The organism is Streptomyces sp. NPDC049627 (assembly GCF_044465645.1).
GTDB lineage: Bacteria > Actinomycetota > Actinomycetes > Streptomycetales > Streptomycetaceae > Streptomyces.
In genome coordinates, this window is record NZ_JBITLW010000018.1 from 97,275 (window position 1) to 112,960 (window position 15,686).

17 protein-coding genes are annotated in these 15,686 nt (G+C 70.5%); 8 read left to right on the top strand and 9 right to left on the bottom strand.

What is annotated here, in order from left to right; all coding sequences use genetic code 11:
- Position 1: 1 nt before the first annotated feature.
- Positions 2 to 1,408 (bottom strand): FAD-binding oxidoreductase, encoded by a 1,407-nt coding sequence (locus ACIBU0_RS38900; protein WP_398828207.1) that lies wholly within the window; start codon positions 1,406 to 1,408, stop codon positions 2 to 4.
- Positions 1,409 to 1,512: 104 nt separating this feature from the next.
- On the opposite strand from ACIBU0_RS38900, the gene ACIBU0_RS38905 reads away from it, so the two are divergent.
- Positions 1,513 to 2,952 carry a tetratricopeptide repeat protein gene (locus ACIBU0_RS38905; protein ID WP_398828209.1) on the top strand — a complete coding sequence of 480 codons (1,440 nt, stop codon included), beginning with the start codon at positions 1,513 to 1,515 and terminating at the stop codon, positions 2,950 to 2,952.
- A gap of 15 nt (positions 2,953 to 2,967) precedes the next feature.
- On the opposite strand, the gene ACIBU0_RS38910 is transcribed toward ACIBU0_RS38905, so the two are convergent.
- Positions 2,968 to 3,864: a Teichoic acid biosynthesis protein C (Precursor) gene (locus ACIBU0_RS38910; protein WP_398828211.1), complete on the bottom strand. Its 897-nt coding sequence runs from the start codon at positions 3,862 to 3,864 to the stop codon at positions 2,968 to 2,970.
- Positions 3,865 to 3,973: 109 nt separating this feature from the next.
- On the bottom strand, positions 3,974 to 5,119 hold the full coding sequence (gene hppD / locus ACIBU0_RS38915) for a 4-hydroxyphenylpyruvate dioxygenase (RefSeq protein ID WP_398828213.1): 1,146 nt from the start codon (positions 5,117 to 5,119) through the stop codon (positions 3,974 to 3,976).
- A gap of 149 nt (positions 5,120 to 5,268) precedes the next feature.
- Here hppD and ACIBU0_RS38920 point away from each other — a divergent pair, with 149 nt between their 5' ends.
- The 7 genes from ACIBU0_RS38920 to ACIBU0_RS38950 are packed head-to-tail and all read left to right on the top strand — an operon-like array spanning position 5,269 to position 10,287.
- Positions 5,269 to 5,748, top strand: coding sequence for an Lrp/AsnC family transcriptional regulator (locus ACIBU0_RS38920; protein WP_398828216.1), 480 nt, complete (start codon positions 5,269 to 5,271; stop codon positions 5,746 to 5,748).
- A 25-nt stretch (positions 5,749 to 5,773) separates the two neighbouring features.
- On the top strand, positions 5,774 to 6,421 hold the full coding sequence (locus tag ACIBU0_RS38925) for an ABC transporter permease (RefSeq protein WP_398828218.1): 648 nt from the start codon (positions 5,774 to 5,776) through the stop codon (positions 6,419 to 6,421).
- Positions 6,414 to 7,655 carry a betaine/proline/choline family ABC transporter ATP-binding protein gene (locus tag ACIBU0_RS38930; RefSeq protein WP_398828220.1) on the top strand — a complete coding sequence of 414 codons (1,242 nt, stop codon included), beginning with the start codon at positions 6,414 to 6,416 and terminating at the stop codon, positions 7,653 to 7,655. Before ACIBU0_RS38925 ends, ACIBU0_RS38930 begins: the two co-directional genes overlap by 8 nt.
- Positions 7,652 to 8,470, top strand: coding sequence for an ABC transporter permease (locus ACIBU0_RS38935; protein WP_398828222.1), 819 nt, complete (start codon positions 7,652 to 7,654; stop codon positions 8,468 to 8,470). The genes ACIBU0_RS38930 and ACIBU0_RS38935 overlap by 4 nt, the downstream gene beginning before the upstream one ends.
- The gene (locus ACIBU0_RS38940) at positions 8,467 to 9,456 is read left to right on the top strand and encodes a glycine betaine ABC transporter substrate-binding protein (RefSeq protein ID WP_398828224.1); all 990 of its coding nucleotides are present in this window, start codon (positions 8,467 to 8,469) and stop codon (positions 9,454 to 9,456) included. The genes ACIBU0_RS38935 and ACIBU0_RS38940 overlap by 4 nt, the downstream gene beginning before the upstream one ends.
- 56 nt (positions 9,457 to 9,512) lie before the next feature.
- A complete protein-coding gene (locus tag ACIBU0_RS38945) occupies positions 9,513 to 10,091 on the top strand; it encodes an ArsR/SmtB family transcription factor (RefSeq protein ID WP_398828226.1) in 579 nt (192 codons plus the stop codon).
- A gap of 13 nt (positions 10,092 to 10,104) precedes the next feature.
- Positions 10,105 to 10,287: a hypothetical protein gene (locus ACIBU0_RS38950; RefSeq protein WP_398828228.1), complete on the top strand. Its 183-nt coding sequence runs from the start codon at positions 10,105 to 10,107 to the stop codon at positions 10,285 to 10,287.
- Positions 10,288 to 10,301: 14 nt separating this feature from the next.
- Here the strand turns inward: ACIBU0_RS38950 and ACIBU0_RS38955 are convergent, their stop codons facing one another.
- The 6 genes from ACIBU0_RS38955 to ACIBU0_RS38980 all read right to left on the bottom strand — a co-directional run bounded on the left by ACIBU0_RS38955 (position 10,302) and on the right by ACIBU0_RS38980 (position 15,635).
- Positions 10,302 to 11,093: a PDZ domain-containing protein gene (locus ACIBU0_RS38955; protein WP_398828230.1), complete on the bottom strand. Its 792-nt coding sequence runs from the start codon at positions 11,091 to 11,093 to the stop codon at positions 10,302 to 10,304.
- 66 nt (positions 11,094 to 11,159) lie between these two features.
- The gene (locus ACIBU0_RS38960; protein WP_398828232.1) at positions 11,160 to 12,008 is read right to left on the bottom strand and encodes a chorismate synthase; all 849 of its coding nucleotides are present in this window, start codon (positions 12,006 to 12,008) and stop codon (positions 11,160 to 11,162) included.
- Between the two features lie 74 nt (positions 12,009 to 12,082).
- Positions 12,083 to 12,724, bottom strand: coding sequence for an IclR family transcriptional regulator (locus ACIBU0_RS38965; protein ID WP_398828234.1), 642 nt, complete (start codon positions 12,722 to 12,724; stop codon positions 12,083 to 12,085).
- Positions 12,725 to 13,144: 420 nt separating this feature from the next.
- A complete protein-coding gene (locus tag ACIBU0_RS38970) occupies positions 13,145 to 14,947 on the bottom strand; it encodes a DEAD/DEAH box helicase (RefSeq protein ID WP_398828236.1) in 1,803 nt (600 codons plus the stop codon).
- A 116-nt stretch (positions 14,948 to 15,063) separates the two neighbouring features.
- On the bottom strand, positions 15,064 to 15,438 hold the full coding sequence (locus ACIBU0_RS38975) for a type II toxin-antitoxin system death-on-curing family toxin (RefSeq protein ID WP_398828238.1): 375 nt from the start codon (positions 15,436 to 15,438) through the stop codon (positions 15,064 to 15,066).
- Positions 15,435 to 15,635, bottom strand: coding sequence for a hypothetical protein (locus ACIBU0_RS38980; protein ID WP_398828240.1), 201 nt, complete (start codon positions 15,633 to 15,635; stop codon positions 15,435 to 15,437). The genes ACIBU0_RS38975 and ACIBU0_RS38980 overlap by 4 nt, the downstream gene beginning before the upstream one ends.
- Between the last annotated feature and the right edge of the window lie 51 nt (positions 15,636 to 15,686).

Sequence of the window (15,686 nt, forward strand, 5' to 3'; positions counted from 1 at the left end):
GTCAGAACAGCTTGCCCGGGTTCAGGATGCCCAGCGGGTCGAAGACCTGCTTGATCCCCCGCTGCATCTCCACCCCCACCGGGCCGATCTCGCGTGCCAGCCACTCCTTCTTCAGTACGCCCACCCCGTGCTCGCCCGTGATCGTGCCGCCGAGTTCCAGGCCGAGGGCCATGATCTCGTCGAAGGACTCGCGGGCGCGCCGGGACTCGTCGGCGTCGGCCGCGTCGAAGCACACGGTCGGGTGAGTGTTGCCGTCGCCGGCGTGCGCGACGACGCCGATGGTCAGCTGGTGCTTGTCGGCGATGCGCTCCACGCCCTCGATGAGGTCGGCGAGCCTGGACCGGGGCACGCACACGTCGTCGATCATCGTCACACCGCGCACCGCCTCCAGCGCGGTGAGGGACAACCGCCGGGCCTGGAGGAGCAGTTCGGACTCGGCTGCGTCGTCCGCGGGGACCACCTGGGTGGCGCCGGCCGCCTCGCACAGCGCGCCGACCGCGGCGAGGTCGGGGGCGGGGTCCGGGGTGTCGAAGGCGGCCAGCAGGAGGGCCTCCGTCGCCTCCGGCAGGCCCATGTGCGCCAGGTCGTTGACGGCCTTGACCGTCGTACGGTCCATGAGTTCCAGCAGTGACGGGACGTGCCCGCCGGCCATGATCCGGCACACCGCGTCGCAGGCGGCGGCCGCGGACGCGAACTCGGCGGCGAGGACCAGTTGCTGCGGTGGCTGCGGCTTCAGCGCCAGGACGGCCCGTACGACGATGCCGAGCGAGCCCTCGGAGCCGACGAAGAGGCGGGTCATGTCGTATCCGGCGACGCCCTTGGCCGTACGGCGGCCCGTGGACATCAGGCGCCCGTCGGCGAGGACGACGTCCAGGCCGAGGACGTACTCCGCCGTCACCCCGTACTTCACACAGCACAGGCCGCCCGAGGCGGTGCCGATGTTGCCGCCGATCGTGCACATCTCCCAGCTGGAGGGGTCCGGCGGGTAGTACAGGCCGTGTTCGCCCACCGCGCGGGAGAGGGCCGCGTTGATCACGCCGGGCTCGACGACGGCGATGCGGTCGACCGGGTTGATCTCCAGGATGCGGTCCATCTTGGTCAGGGACAGCACGATGCAGCCGTCGGAGGCGTTGGCCCCGCCCGACAGGCCCGTGCGGGCGCCCTGCGGGACGACCGGGACGCGCAGCTCCGTGGCGGTGCGCATGACGTGCTGGACCTCTTCGACGGTCCGCGGCAGGACGACCACGGCGGGGGCGCCGGCCGGGCAGAAGCTGGCCATGTCGTTGGCGTAGGAGGCCGTGACGTCGGGGTCGGTCAGGACGGCCTCGGCGGGCAGACCCGCGAGCAGCCGCTCGGTGAGGTGACCCTCGGCCTGATCGGGTGCGGCTTCGATACGGCTCATGATCACAGCGTGACACCCGGGGCCATCGGTGTGAACCCCGCGTACGGCAGCTGCCGTAAGGCGGGTGTGGTCGTCGTATGGAACGCACGGTTTGCCGCACAGTGTGCGCCATGGAGAAGGAAGCCTCGCAGGAAGCCACCGAGGAAGCCCCGGAGAACGAGCAGGGCACGCCGGACCGCCGCCCGCGCATTCCGCGGCGCGTGCTGCTCGCCTCGGTGGCCGGGTGTGCCGTGCTCGGCGGGGTGCTGGCGCTGCTGCCGTGGGGGCCGGGCGGGACGTCTGCGCCGGCGCCGGCTCCGGGGGCGCAGGCGCTCGCCGCCGTCACCGCCGGGGTGCCGGCCGCGCTGCCCGATCTGGCGGTGCTGATCGAGGAGCACCGGAGCCGGCTGAAGGCGCATCCCGAGGACGCGGCGTCGTGGGCGGTGCTGGGGGCGGCGTATGTGGAGCAGGGGCGGCGGACCGCGCAGCCGGTGTACTACCCGAAGGCCGAGAAGGCGCTGCGTACGTCGCTGAAGGTACGGGCGACGAACGCGGGGGCGCTGGAGGGGATGGCGGCGCTGGCGAACGCGCGACGGGACTTCCAGGCGGCGCGGACCTGGGGCGAGACGGCGCTGAAGGAGGACCGGAAGCGGTGGACGACGTATCCGCAGCTGATCGACGCGTACACCGGGCTGGGTGACTACAAGGCGGCCAAGCGGACCCTGGACCGGCTGCTGAAGCTGCACTCGGGGCCGGCGGTGCAGGCGCGGGCGGCGGCCCTCTACCGGGACCGGGGCCGGCGGGAGGACGCGGCCGCGGCCCTGTCCGACGCGGCGGCGGGCGCCGAGACCCCGGCCGAGCGGGCGGCGTACCTCGAAGGCGCCGGGCAGCTCGCCTGGGAACGCGGCGACCTGGATGTGGCCCTGCGCTACTTCCAGGAGGCGGTACGGCTCGACCCGGACCAGCGGGCCGCGCTCGCCGGGCAGGGGCGGACCATGGCGGCACTGGGCCGCACGACGGAGGCGCTGAACGCCTACCGGATGGCACTCGCCAAACAGCCGCTGCCCGAATACGCCCTGGAACTGGGCGAGTTGTACGAGTCGCTGGGGCTGGGGCACGCGGCACGCGTGCAGTACGACCTGCTCCGGGAGCGGGCGGCGCGGGGAGCGGCGGGCGGGGTGGACGAGGAACTGGTGCTGGGCCGCTTCGAGGCCGACCACGGCGACGCGGAGTACGCCGTGCGGCGGCTGCGGACCGAGTGGCGCCGCCAGCCGGGGATCGCGGTGGCCGACGCGCTGGGCTGGGCGCTGCACCGGGACGGCAAGGACAAGGAGGCCCTGAAGTTCGCCAGGGTGGCGACCGACAGGGCGAAGGGGGGCGCGGTGCGCAGTGCGCTGTACGTGTATCACCGGGGGATGATCGAGCGGGAGCTGGAGATGGCCGGGCCCGCGCGCCGGCATCTGCAGGAGGCGTTGCGGATCAATCCCCACTTCTCGCCCACGCGCGTGCCGCTGGCCGAGGCGGCGCTGCGGGAGTTGGGAGAGCCGTCGCCGGCGGACGTCCCCGACTAGCGATCACACAGCTGCCTATGACTCGTCCTTGGCCTTGCCCTTGTCCGTGTCCTTGCCCTTGACGTAGATCGAGAAGCGTCGGGCTCCCGGCTCTCCGGACGCGAACCCCAGGTACACCCGTGGCTCGGATCCGCCGCGCACGGCCACGCCCTCCGGCTCGCGGTGCGTGAGCGAGTACCCGGCCTCGGTGCGCTCGCGCTGGAGGAGCTTGCCGGTGTGAATGTCTAGGCAGGAGACGTAGGTGTTGCCCCGTTTGGCGGCCGGGTTGGTCTTCGGATGGTAGGCCGTGCCCGCCAGCTGGTAGACGCAGTCGCGGTGCAGGGCGTAGCCCTGGAAGGGGATCTTCGGGTCGGGGTGGGCGCCGGTCTGGGCGAAGTCCGCCAGGGGGTCGCTGTAGTCGCGGGCGGCGAAGGCGTCGAGGTCCCAGACGCGGTAGCGGGGCTGATCGGCCGCGTTGCGGTAGCGGACGGCGATGCGCCCCGACGCCATGCAGACCGACGGCTGGTTGTTGGTGGAGTCCGCGATGGGGCGGCGGATCTTGACGTCGGCGCCGGTGCGGACGGCCCCGTTCTTGAAGTGGAAGCGGGTGACGCCCCGGCCGTATCCCTTCCTGGCGTCGGCCTCCGTCCAGATCCAGGTGCTGCCGTCCGACGCGTCGCGCTGCACCCCCATGCTGACTCCGTGGCCGAAGCCCTTGAGGTACATGTGGCCCAGCCGGTTGCCCTGGTGGTCGAGCTTGTTCAGGCACAGGTCGCCGGCCGTGTGTCCGTGCGCGGCGACCTGGAGGACGTACAGGTGCTGGTTCGCCTCGTCGAAGGCGAACGACTGCAGGACCGTCGGCTCCTTGAGCGTGTTCTTCTGCCCCAGCCAACGGGCCGACCGCACGGCGAGGTCGATACTGCTCGTGGTCACTCTGTCCCCCGAGTCCTGTGGGTGCCCCCGTGGCACCCACAGGACATGAGAGCGTCAACCACCCCCCGTTGGTTGCACGTTGTACGAGTTCACAGGTGTCGCAGCAGCCTCAGAGGTTGCCGCGCTTGGCCTGCTCCCGCTCGATCGCCTCGAACAGCGCCTTGAAGTTGCCCTTGCCGAAGCCCATCGAGCCGTGCCGCTCGATGATCTCGAAGAAGACCGTCGGACGGTCCTGGACCGGCTTGGTGAAGATCTGCAGCAGGTAGCCGTCCTCGTCGCGGTCCGCGAGGATCTTCAGCTCGCGCAGGGTCTCCACGGGGACGCGGGTGTCGCCGACCCACTCGCCGAGGGTGTCGTAGTACGAGTCGGGGGTGTCGAGGAACTGGACGCCGGCCGCGCGCATGGTGCGGACCGTGGCGACGATGTCGTTGGTGTTCAGCGCGATGTGCTGGACGCCCGCGCCGCCGTAGAACTCCAGGTACTCGTCGATCTGGGACTTCTTCTTGGCGATGGCGGGCTCGTTGATCGGGAACTTGACCTTGAGCGTGCCGTCGGCCACGACCTTCGACATCAGCGCGCTGTACTCGGTCGCGATGTCGTCGCCCACGAACTCCTTCATGTTCGTGAAGCCCATGACCTTGTTGTAGAAGCCGACCCATTCGTTCATGCGGCCGAGTTCGACGTTGCCGACGCAGTGGTCGATGGCCTGGAAGGTGCGCTGGGCGGGCGGCTCGACCATCGGCGCGGCGGCGACGTAGCCGGGGAGGTAGGGGCCCTCGTAGCCGGTGCGCTCGACGAGGGTGTGGCGGGTCTCGCCGTAGGTCGCGATCGCCGCCAGGACGACGGTGCCGTGCTCGTCCTTCAGCTCGTACGGCTCCGTCACCGAGCGGGCGCCGTGTTCGAGGGCGTAGGCGTACGCGCGGCGCGCATCCGGGACCTCGATGGCGAGGTCGATGACGCCGTCGCCGTGCTCGGCCACGTGCTGGGCGAGGAAGTGACCCCAGGCGGTGGCGGGCTTGATGACCGAGGTGAGGACGAACCGGGCGGAGCCGTTCTCCAGCACATAGCTCGCGGTCTCGCGGCTGCCGTTCTCCGGTCCGGAGTAGGCGACCAGCCGCATGCCGAAGGCGGTGGAGTAGTAGTGCGCCGCCTGCTTGGCGTTGCCCACGGCGAAGACGACCGCGTCCATTCCCTTGACCGGGAAGGGGTCGGCCTGCCGGGCGGTGTCGGGAGTGTGGTGTGTGGTCTGCGTCATAGGCGCAGGCTCCCTCCGACGGGGCAAGGTGCGCAATAGTTCGCATCATCACTGGGCAAGGTGACCAGTGCAGTGGTCGTTTCTGCGAGCTTTCTGTACAGGATGACCACTCCGGACGATGAGACACCGATGAGACGAGGCGGGCTGCTGTGGCGATCGATCATCTGGACGGGCGGATCATCGTGCTGCTGGCGCGGGAGCCGCGGATCGGGGTGCTGGAGATGTCCCGGCGGCTCGGGGTGGCCCGCGGGACCGTGCAGGCGCGGCTCGACCGCCTTCAGTCGAACGGAGTCATCCGCGGATTCGGTCCGGAAGTGGATCCGGCCGCGCTCGGGTACCCGGTCACCGCCTTCGCCACGCTGCAGATCCGGCAGGGGCAAGGGGCCGACGTACGGGCCCACTTGGCGACCGTGCCGGAGGTGCTGGAGCTGCACACGACCACCGGGACCGGGGACATGCTGTGCCGTCTCGTGGCGCGCTCCAACGCCGATCTCCAGCGTGTGATCGACCGGGTTGTCGGTTTCGATGGGATCGTCCGGGCCTCCACCGCGATCGTGATGGAGAACCCCGTTCCACTGCGGACCATTCCGCTGGTGGAGCAGGCGGCCCAGGACCGGGAGAGCGGCTAGCCACTACTTGGCGGGGTGAGCGCGTGTGAGCTTCTGGGAGTACCTGGGCAACCGCCACCAGCAGCTGCTCACCGACGCCTACCAGCACGCCAGCGCCGTCTTCCAGTGCATGGTCGTGGCGACCGTGCTCGGGGTGCTGATCGGCGTGGTCACCTATCGGAGCGGCTGGGCCGGCAACCTCGCCACCACGACCACCTCGACCATTCTGACCATTCCGGCGCTCGCCATGATCGGTCTGCTCATTCCGGTCGTGGGGCTGGGCGTGCCGCCCACGGTGATCGCACTGACGCTGTACGGGCTGCTGCCGATCGTGCGCAACGCGATCGTCGGCCTGCGCGGGGTCGATCCGTCGCTGGTGGACGCCGCCCGGGGCATCGGGATGTCCCGGCCCGCCCGGCTGCTGAGGGTGGAGCTGCCGCTGGCCTGGCCGCCGATCCTGACCGGGATCCGGGTCTCGACGCAGATGCTGATGGGCATCGCGGCGATCGCGGCGTACGCCTCCGGCCCCGGGCTCGGCAATGTGATCTTCCGCGGTCTCGCCTCGCTGGGCAGCGCGAACGCGCTCAACCAGGTGCTCGCGGGCACCCTCGGGATCATCGTCCTGGCGCTGCTGTTCGACGCCGCGTACGTCCTGATCGGGCGGCTGACCATTCCCAGGGGGATCCGTGTCTGACCCGAACGGCACCACGGGCGCCACGATCGAGCTGGAGAACCTCAGCAAGCGGTACCCGGGCAACCCCAGCCCGGCCGTCGACAACGTCACCATGGAGATCAAGGCGGGCGAGACGGTCATCTTCGTCGGCCCGTCCGGATGCGGGAAGTCGACGACGCTCAAGATGATCAACCGGTTGATCGAGCCGACCGGCGGTCGCATCCGCATCAACGGCGAGGACGTCACCGACATCGACCCGGTCAAGCTGCGCCGCAAGGTCGGTTACGCCATCCAGTCCGCGGGCCTGTTCCCGCACATGACGGTCGCACAGAACATCGCCCTCGTACCGAAGATGATCGGCTGGTCGAAGGGCCGGATCGGCAAGCGCGTCGAGGAGTTGCTCGACCTGGTCGGCCTCGACCCCGGCGAGTTCCACGGCCGCTATCCGCGCCAGCTCTCCGGCGGCCAGCAGCAACGCGTCGGCGTGGCACGGGCGTTGGCGGCCGACCCGCCCGTCCTGCTGATGGACGAGCCGTTCGGCGCGGTCGACCCGATCACCCGTGATCATCTCCAGGACGAGCTGATCAGGCTGCAGCACGAGCTGCACAAGACGATCGTCTTCGTCACGCACGACTTCGACGAGGCGATCAAGCTCGGTGACCGTATCGCCGTGTTGCGCGAACGGTCCCACATCGCTCAGTTCGACACCCCGGAGGCGATCCTCACCAATCCGGCCGACGACTTCGTCTCGGGGTTCGTGGGAGCCGGCGCGGCGCTGAAGCGGCTGAACCTGACCCGCGTACGGGACGTGGAGATCACCGACTATCCGACGGCGACCGTCGACGACCCGCTCCAGGAGATCTTCAACCGGCTGCGGGCGAGCGGCACGAACGAGGTGCTGCTGCTGGACAAGCGCGGGCGGCCGTACAAGTGGCTGCGGCGCGGCGACATGATGCGGGCCAAGGGATCGCTGGCGCGGGCGGGCACGCTCGTGCACGACACGGTGACCCGGGACGCGACCCTGCGGGACGCGCTGGAGGCGGTGCTGACGGACAACGCGGGCCGGGTGGCCGTGACCGGGCGGCGCGGCGAGTACACGGGTGTCGTCGACATGGAGACGCTGATGAACTCCGTGCACGAGCTGCTGGAGGCCGACCGGCTGGAGGCCCTGGAGGCCCAGCACGACCTGGAGGCGGCCCGCGCCGCGCAGACGCAGGCCGAGCAGGAGGGCAACGGAGGGGAGAAGAAGGCGTGACCACTCCGGAGCTGGAGGAACGGGAACAGCAGGAACGGGACCGGGAAGAGGCGGCGGCGCCGAGGCCGCCGGCTCCCCCGCGCCGGAGGATCAGCTGGCAGAAGCTGACCATCCTGCCCGGCTTCCTCGTCGCCGTGCTCCTCGCGACCTGGCTGTGGTTCCAGCAGGCCGACCTCGACGCGGTCTCCGAGAACGCGCTGTCGAACGGGCAGGTCTCCCAGGCCCTGTGGGAGCACATCGAACTCACGGTGATCTCCACCTTCTTCGTGCTGATCATCGCGATCCCGCTGGGGATCCTGCTCACCCGGCGGGCGTTCCGCAAAGCGACCCCGGTGGCCATGACGATCGCCAACATGGGCCAGGCGACCCCCGCGATCGGCCTCCTCGCCCTGCTGGTGATCTGGCTGGGCATCGGCCGGAAGGCGGCCCTGATCGGCATGATCGCCTACGCCGTCCTGCCCGTGCTGTCCAACACGATCGCCGGCCTCAAGGCGAACGACCCGACGCTGCTGGAGGCGGCGCGCGGCATCGGCATGGCCCCGACCGGAGTGCTGTCGCGGGTGGAGCTGCCGCTGGCGGTCCCCCTCATTCTCGCGGGCGTCCGCACGGCCCTGGTCCTGAACGTCGGTACGGCGACCCTGGCGGTCTTCGGCGGAGGCGGCGGGCTGGGCGTGCTGATCACGGCCGGTATCACCAATCAGCGGATGCCCGTACTGGTGCTGGGCTCGATCCTCACGGTCGCCCTCGCCCTGCTGGTGGACTGGCTGGCGTCGCTGGCCGAACTGCTGCTGCGGCCACGGGGGCTGGAGGCATGAGGCGGCGTACGGTCTGGCGGCGTACGGTCCTGCCGGCGGCCGCGCTGCTGATGACGGGTCCGCTGATGGCGTCCTCGGGCTGCGGCCTGACGAGCGGCTCCCCCATGGTCGACGAGGTGCGGGCCCGTCTGATCGGGCGGGGCGAGCCGCTGGAGGGCGCCGAACTGACGGTGACGTCGAAGTCGTTCACCGAGCAGCTCATCCTCGGCGCGATCATGGGCATCGCCTTCCAGGCGGCCGGCGCGGAGGTGCTCGACCGCACCGGCATCCAGGGGTCCATCGGAAGCCGCGAGGCGGTCAGGAAGGGCGACGCGGATGCCGGGTACGAGTACACGGGCACGGCCTGGATCACGTACCTGGGCCGCAGCGAGCCCATCCCCGACCCGCGCGAGCAGTGGGAGGCGGTGCGGGCGGCCGACGCGAAGAACGGGGTGACCTGGCTGGCGCCCTCCGCGCTGAACAACACCTACGCCCTGGCCATGAACCAGGACAACCACAAGAAGTACCGCACGAACACGCTGTCCGACGTCGCCGCGCTGTCGAAGTCCGACCCCGACGCCGTGACGCTGTGCGTGGAGGTCGAGTTCGCCAACCGGGCGGACGGGCTGCGGGGCATGCAGCAGGAGTACGGGATGAGCGTGCCGACGGAGAACATCACGCAGATGGACACCGGGATCATCTACACCCAGGCCGCGAAGGGGAATTGCACCTACGGCGAGGTCTTCACGACCGACGGCCGCATCAAGTCCATGAACCTCGCGGTCATGGACGACGACAGGAAGTTCTTCCCCAACTACAACGCCGCCCCAATGATCAACTCCAAGACCCTGGAGAAGTGGCCGGCGATCGCGGAGGTCCTCGCCCCGATCACCAAGAAGCTGAACAACTCCGTGGCGCAGGACCTGAACGCGAAGGTGGATGTGGAGGGTGAGGATCCGCATCAGGTGGCGTTGGACTGGATGAAGGAGGAGGGGTTCGTGGAGTAGGGGGAGTTCCAAAGAACCTGTTGCAAAGGAACCTTTGCATAGCTACCTTTGTACGCATGCCCGAGGAACCGAAGCTCCATGAGCTCGACGCCCGCACACTGCGCGGCCTCGCCCACCCCCTACGGATGCAGCTGCTGACCGCACTGCGCCGCGGCGGACCCGCCACCGCCTCCCAACTCGCCGAGAAACTGGGCGAGTCGAGCGGCGCCACCAGCTATCACCTGCGCCAGCTCGCCGCGTACGGCTTCGTCGAGGACGCACCGGAGCACGGCAAGGGGCGGGAGCGATGGTGGCGGGCGGTCCACCAGGGAGTGCGGTTCGACGAGTCACTGCTCCGGGACACGGATCCGGCGGTGCGGGGCGCGGCTTCCGTGTTCATGCACGAGGTCGCGACCTATCACTCCCAGGAGCTCTCGACGTTCATCGGCACCCGGCACGAGTGGCCCGAGGACTGGGTCAGCGCCTCGGACGTGAGTGACTTCACGCTCCGCCTGACACCCGAGCTCGCGAGCGAACTCAACGAGAAGATCCACGAACTCATCAACAGCTACCGCGCCCACACCGCCCCCGAAGGCACCCCGGGGGCCGAACAGGTCCGCCTCCATACGCACGTCTTCCCGATCACCTCGGACTGAAAGGCCCCGCCCGATGCACCCCGAGACCCACCTGGCCCTGCACCACGCCCGCGCCGCCGAACTCCGTGCCGAGGCCGACGGGCATCGGCTCGCCGCCGAGGCCAAGCAGCCGTACGACCTCCGCACCCGCCTCGGCTGGACCCTCATAGAAGTCGGTCTGCGCCTCGCCACCCCGAGGCCGGCGTTAAACCCGTAGCAGCCGGGAAACCCCTAGCAGCTCGGAACCGAGCCCTTCCCCGACTCCAGCGCCTCCAGCGCGCTCACCGCACCCGTCAGCGTGGTCACCGGGATCAGGCGCAGACCCTTCGGGAGTTCCGCCTCCGCGTCGGAGCACTCCTCCTTCGGCACCAGGAAGACCGTCGCCCCGTCCCGCTTGGCCGCCTGCGTCTTCAGGGACACGCCTCCGACCGCGCCGACCTTGCCGGCCGGGTCGATCGTGCCCGTGCCGGCGATGGTGCGGCCGCCGGTGAGGTCGCCGCCCGCGCCGTTGCCGTCGAGCTTGTCGATGATGCCGAGGGAGAACAGCAGCCCGGCGCTGGGGCCGCCCACGTCCGCGAGCTTCAGGGTGACCTTGATGTTCTTGTCGGTGAGGTCCAGGTGGTTCAGCGCGGCCTCGGTCGCGGCGTCCTGGGACTCCTTCATCTGCTCCGTGTTGTACTGCTCGATCTCCCGGGAGCTCTTGCCGCTCGGATAGACCGAGTCGCGTGGCATGACCGCCTTGTCCGTGCGGAACCACGCGTCGATCACATCGCCGAGCGTCACGTCCGTGTCCGGGGAGGTCGCCTCGATGGTCGTCATGCGCAGCTCACCGCTGGTGTCGCGGGTCGGCGCACCGGAGATGGTGATCACCGGGTCGCCCTTGTTCTCTCCGAGGACGTCCGCGGTCAGGCCGGGCTGCGTCAGCGAGAACGGCAGCGGTGCGAAGGCCGCCGTGGCGAGCAGGGCCACGACCGGCAGGGCGCAGACGGCGACGGCCCGGGGGCGCGTGAGGCGAGAGAGCACGGGATCAATCTAACGTGACGGCGAGTTCCGGCCAGGCGCAGGTCGGAGCTGCCCAGGGTGCCCCATTCAGGTCACATCCGGGTCTCGCCGTTCCTTGGCGGAGCGAGGCTCCCGGCGGGTGAGCGTGTACCAGCCGTCCCGGGACATCGACGTGGCCGTGAACCCGTCGGCGAAGGCCTTGGTGAACACCTCGCGCACGGCCCGCCGCCAGCGCAGTGCGAGCGCCGGGTCCGCGGCCCGCAGCGCGACCACGTCGTCCGGGACGCGACACCATATGTACCGGTCGTCGGGATCACGGCGGGCCAGCGGCTCGCCGTCGGGGGCGGTGTGCGTGACGGGGGCGGCGTGCGGGGTGGGGGCGGAGGCCGTGTGCAGGGTGGGTGCGGCGCGGTGGTCGGCCGTCTCGGCCGGTCCGTCGTACGACGGTGAAGGCGCCGTGAGGTCCCAGGTCACCGTCAGCCGGTCGCTCTCGTCGCCGTCGTTCACGCCGTCGGCCATGGGGCCGTAGAAGTCGACGAGGTAGTCGGTCCCCTCGGCATCCAGCTTGACCAGGTTGAAGCGGGCGTTCCGGCCGACCAGCGGATCGAAGGTCCAGCGCATGGTCCTGGCCCCGTTCTCCAGGGCCCACTCCCGCTGAGCCTGCTTGACCCGGAACCCGAGGCCCCGGTCGGCGGCGGTGATGAGGGAGTACGTCTCTCTCGCCGCGGGCGGCCCGAACACCGCGACGGACGCCCCGGCCAGCCGCGCCCCGTCGTACGCGGCATGCACCGCGCCGCCCGCGTGGGCGAGGCTGTGCAGCGTCTCGGGCAGTAACGGCGGGGCGCTGCGCGGCGTCTGCCATACGTCACTGAAGAAGTCGGCGACGGCCGCGAACCCGGCGACGTCGTGCACGGTGCGGATGCTGAGTGAGGTCATGAGTCGAGTGTCGGAGGCGGCGGCTGCCCCTGCCTAGAGCGCGCGCAGGCCCGCGGCCTCCGGCCCGAGACCCCTCAGCGCAGCGCCTCCGCCACCTCCCGCGCCGCGTCCACGACCCGTGGCCCCACCCGCTCGGGCACCGCGTCGGCCAGCATCACCACGCCCACGCTGCCCTCCACCCCCGTGACCCCCAGCAACGGCGCGGCGGCCCCGCTCGCTCCGGCCTCCAACTCGCCGTGGGTCAGGGTGTAGCCGGGCTCTCCGCTCGGCTGCTGCCGCGCCGCGAGTATCGCCCGCCCCGCGGCCCCGCGGTCCAGGGGATGCCGGAAACCGGCCCGGTAGGCCACGTGATAGTCCGTCCATGTCGGCTCGACCACGGCGACGGCCAGCGCCTCCGTGCCGTCCACCAGTGTCAGATGGGCCGTCGCCCCGATGTCCTCGGCCAGCGAACGCAGCGCCGGCAGTGCGGCCTCGCGTACCAGCGGATGCACCTGCCGGCCCAGTCGCAGCACTCCGAGCCCGACCCGGGCGCGGCCGCCCAGGTCACGGCGTACGAGTGCGTGCTGTTCGAGCGTGGCGAGCAGCCGGTACACGACGGTCCGGTTCACGCCCAGTTTGTGGGAAAGCTCGGTGACGGTCAGCCCGTGGTCCGTATCGGCCAGCAGCTTGAGGACACGCAGTCCTCGGTCGAGCGTCTGAGAGGTCTCCGCGGTCACGACGCCCACTCCTTAAGTGGTGAGGTCGACGGCCCCCTCGCGGCGGATGCGTGCACCGAGTCCCGTCGGTGACGCGCTTCAGAGGCCGCCGATCGGCCGGCGGCCCGGAATCCTTTCCGGGCCGCGTCGCTTCACGGCTGCGCTCCGCGGCGGCGCTGCCACGGGGCGTGTGCGTAGCGGGACATTAGCGAAGCCGGTTCGCTGAGCGGAAGGCTCCGTCCAGAATCCGGGCAGGGGCGGGTACGGACCGCTCCGGTTTGCCCTGGAACGTACGGCGCGTGCAGCGCCCCTAAGGGGCGCCGGGCTGTGTCGATATGCGGCTCCGCCGCGCGGGCGCGACAAGCCCCACCGGCCCGCAGCCAAGACGCGACGAGCACCCCTCCCAAAAAAAACCGGCCCGGGCTCAGCGCCCAGCGTCCGTCACCTCATGCGGGTGGCCCACTCCTGCACCTTGGCGATCCGCTGCCGCAGCTGCCCCGCCGTCGCCTCGGCGCTCGGCGGTCCGCCGCACACGCGCCGCAGCTCGGTGTGGATGACGCCGTGCGGCTTGCCGCTCTGGTGGACGTACGCGCTGACCATGGTGTTGAGCTGCTTGCGGAGCTCCATCATCTCCTTGTGCGTGACGACGGGCCGCCGCTCGGCGGGCAGTTCGAGGAGGTCGGCCTCGGCGTCCGGCTTCTTGCGGCTGTGCGCGATCTGCCGGGCCTGCCGCTTCTGGAGCAGAAGCTGGACCTGCTCGGGCTCCAGCAGCCCCGGGATCCCGAGGTAGTCCTGCTCCTCCTCGCTCCCCGGGTGGGCCTGCATGCCGAACTCGGCACCGTCGTACAGCACCCGGTCGAAGACGGCGTCGGACTCCAGCGCCTCGAACGGCAGCATGTCCTGCTCGCCGGTGTCCTCGTCCTGCTCCTTGTTCGCCTCCTCCATCTCCTTCTCGGATTCGGCGTACGGGTCCTCCTCGCCCTCCTTCTTCGGCTTGTCGAGGGCGTGGTCGCGCTCGACCTCCATCTCGTTGGCGAAGGTGAGCAGGTCCGGGATGGTCGGCAGGAAGACGGAGGCGGTCTCGCCGCGCCGCCGGGACCGTACGAAACGGCCGACGGCCTGGGCGAAGAAGAGAGGGGTCGAGATGGTGGTGGCGTACACCCCGACGGCGAGCCGGGGCACGTCGACGCCCTCCGACACCATCCGCACGGCGACCATCCACCGGTCGTTGTTGTTGCTGAACTCGTCGATGCGGTTGGAGGCGCCGGCGTCGTCGGACAGGACGAGGGTCGCCTTGCTGCCGGTGATCTCGCGGATGAGCTTGGCGTAGGCGCGGGCGGAGTCCTGGTCGGAGGCGATGACGAGGGCGCCGGCGTCCGGGATGGCCTTCCTGACCTCGGTGAGCCGCTGGTCGGCGGCGCGCAGCACGCTGGGCATCCAGTCGCCGCGCGGGTCGAGGGCGGTACGCCAGGCCTGGCTGACGGCGTCCTTGGTCATGGGCTCACCGAGCCGGGCGGCGATCTCGTCGCCCGCCTTGGTCCGCCAGCGCATGTTGCCGCTGTAGGAGAGGAAGATGACCGGCCGCACGACGCCGTCCGTGAGCGCGGATCCGTAGCCGTAGGTGTAGTCGGCGGCGGACCGCCGGATGCCCGCGTTGTCCTCCTCGTACGTCACGAAGGGGATGGGGTTGGTGTCGGACCGGAAGGGCGTACCGGTGAGGGCGAGCCGTCGGGTGGCGGGCTCGAAGGCCTCCAGGCAGGCCTCGCCCCAGGACTTGGAGTCACCGGCGTGGTGGATCTCGTCGAGGATCACGAGGGTCTTGCGCTGTTCGACGCGGTTGCGGTGCAGCATGGGCCGCACACCGACGCCCGCGTACGTCACGGCGACGCCGTGGTAGTCCTTGCCGAGCGGGCCCGCGCTGTACTCCGGGTCCAGCTTGATGCCTATCCGCCCGGCTGCCTCCGCCCACTGCTTCTTCAGATGCTCGGTCGGCGCGACCACGGTGACCTGCTGCACGACGTGATGGTGCAGCAGCCACGAGGCCAGGGTCAGGGCGAAGGTCGTCTTCCCGGCGCCGGGCGTGGCGACCGCGAGGAAGTCACGCGGCTGCTCCTGGATGTACTTCTCCATCGCCCCCTGCTGCCAGGCACGCAGCTTGCTGGCGGTGCCCCAGGGGGCGCGGCCGGGGAAGGCGGGCGAGAGGTGGTGCGAGTGCGAGGCAGAGCTGGCGGCGGTGGTAGTCACGGTCTCCGTGGAGGGGTAGGGCGGCTCGGCTGGGTATGACAACCGGGCCACCCTACCGGCGGGGCGTGGGTGTCCAGGGGCGGACCAGGCCGGGTCACGTACGGGTGGGATCCACGTCACAGCCGCCGCAGGCGCCCCGCGATCGCCGGGATATCGCTCTCGTCCCCGGAGGCGACATCGATGACCAGGTCGTACGCGATGTCCTGGTCACAATCGGCGACATCCACCCCGTTGACGCCGAGGAAGGTCGCGGCGGCCAGCCAGGCGGTGCGCTTGTTCCCGTCGACGAGGGGGTGGTTCGTCGCGATGGCGTGCAGCAGGGCGGCCGCCTGCTCGTACAGGTCCTCGTAGGCTGCCGTGCCGAACATGCGCGCGCGTGGGCGGTGCACGGCGGAGACGAACAGCCCGGTCTCCCGGACCTCCGGGTCACGCCCGCCGAAGGCGATCCGGGCGATGTTCGTGACCTCCGCGACGGTGAGGTGCCTGGTCATTCGCCGAGCCTCCGGAGCAGATCGGCGTGCGCGTCGGCAAGCAGCTCGGCCCTGACCCGCACCGGCGACGACTCGCGCGCCAGCCGGTGCAGTACGGCGTCCAGCGCGATGTCCTCCGGGACACGGCCGGTGGCGTCCGCGAGGTCGTCGAGCTCATGCCGAACATCCGGCGGCAGGGGGATCGTGAACTCGTGCATGGCGAGAGAGTACGGCTCCGATGACATGCCTACGACCGCTTTCGACCGCCT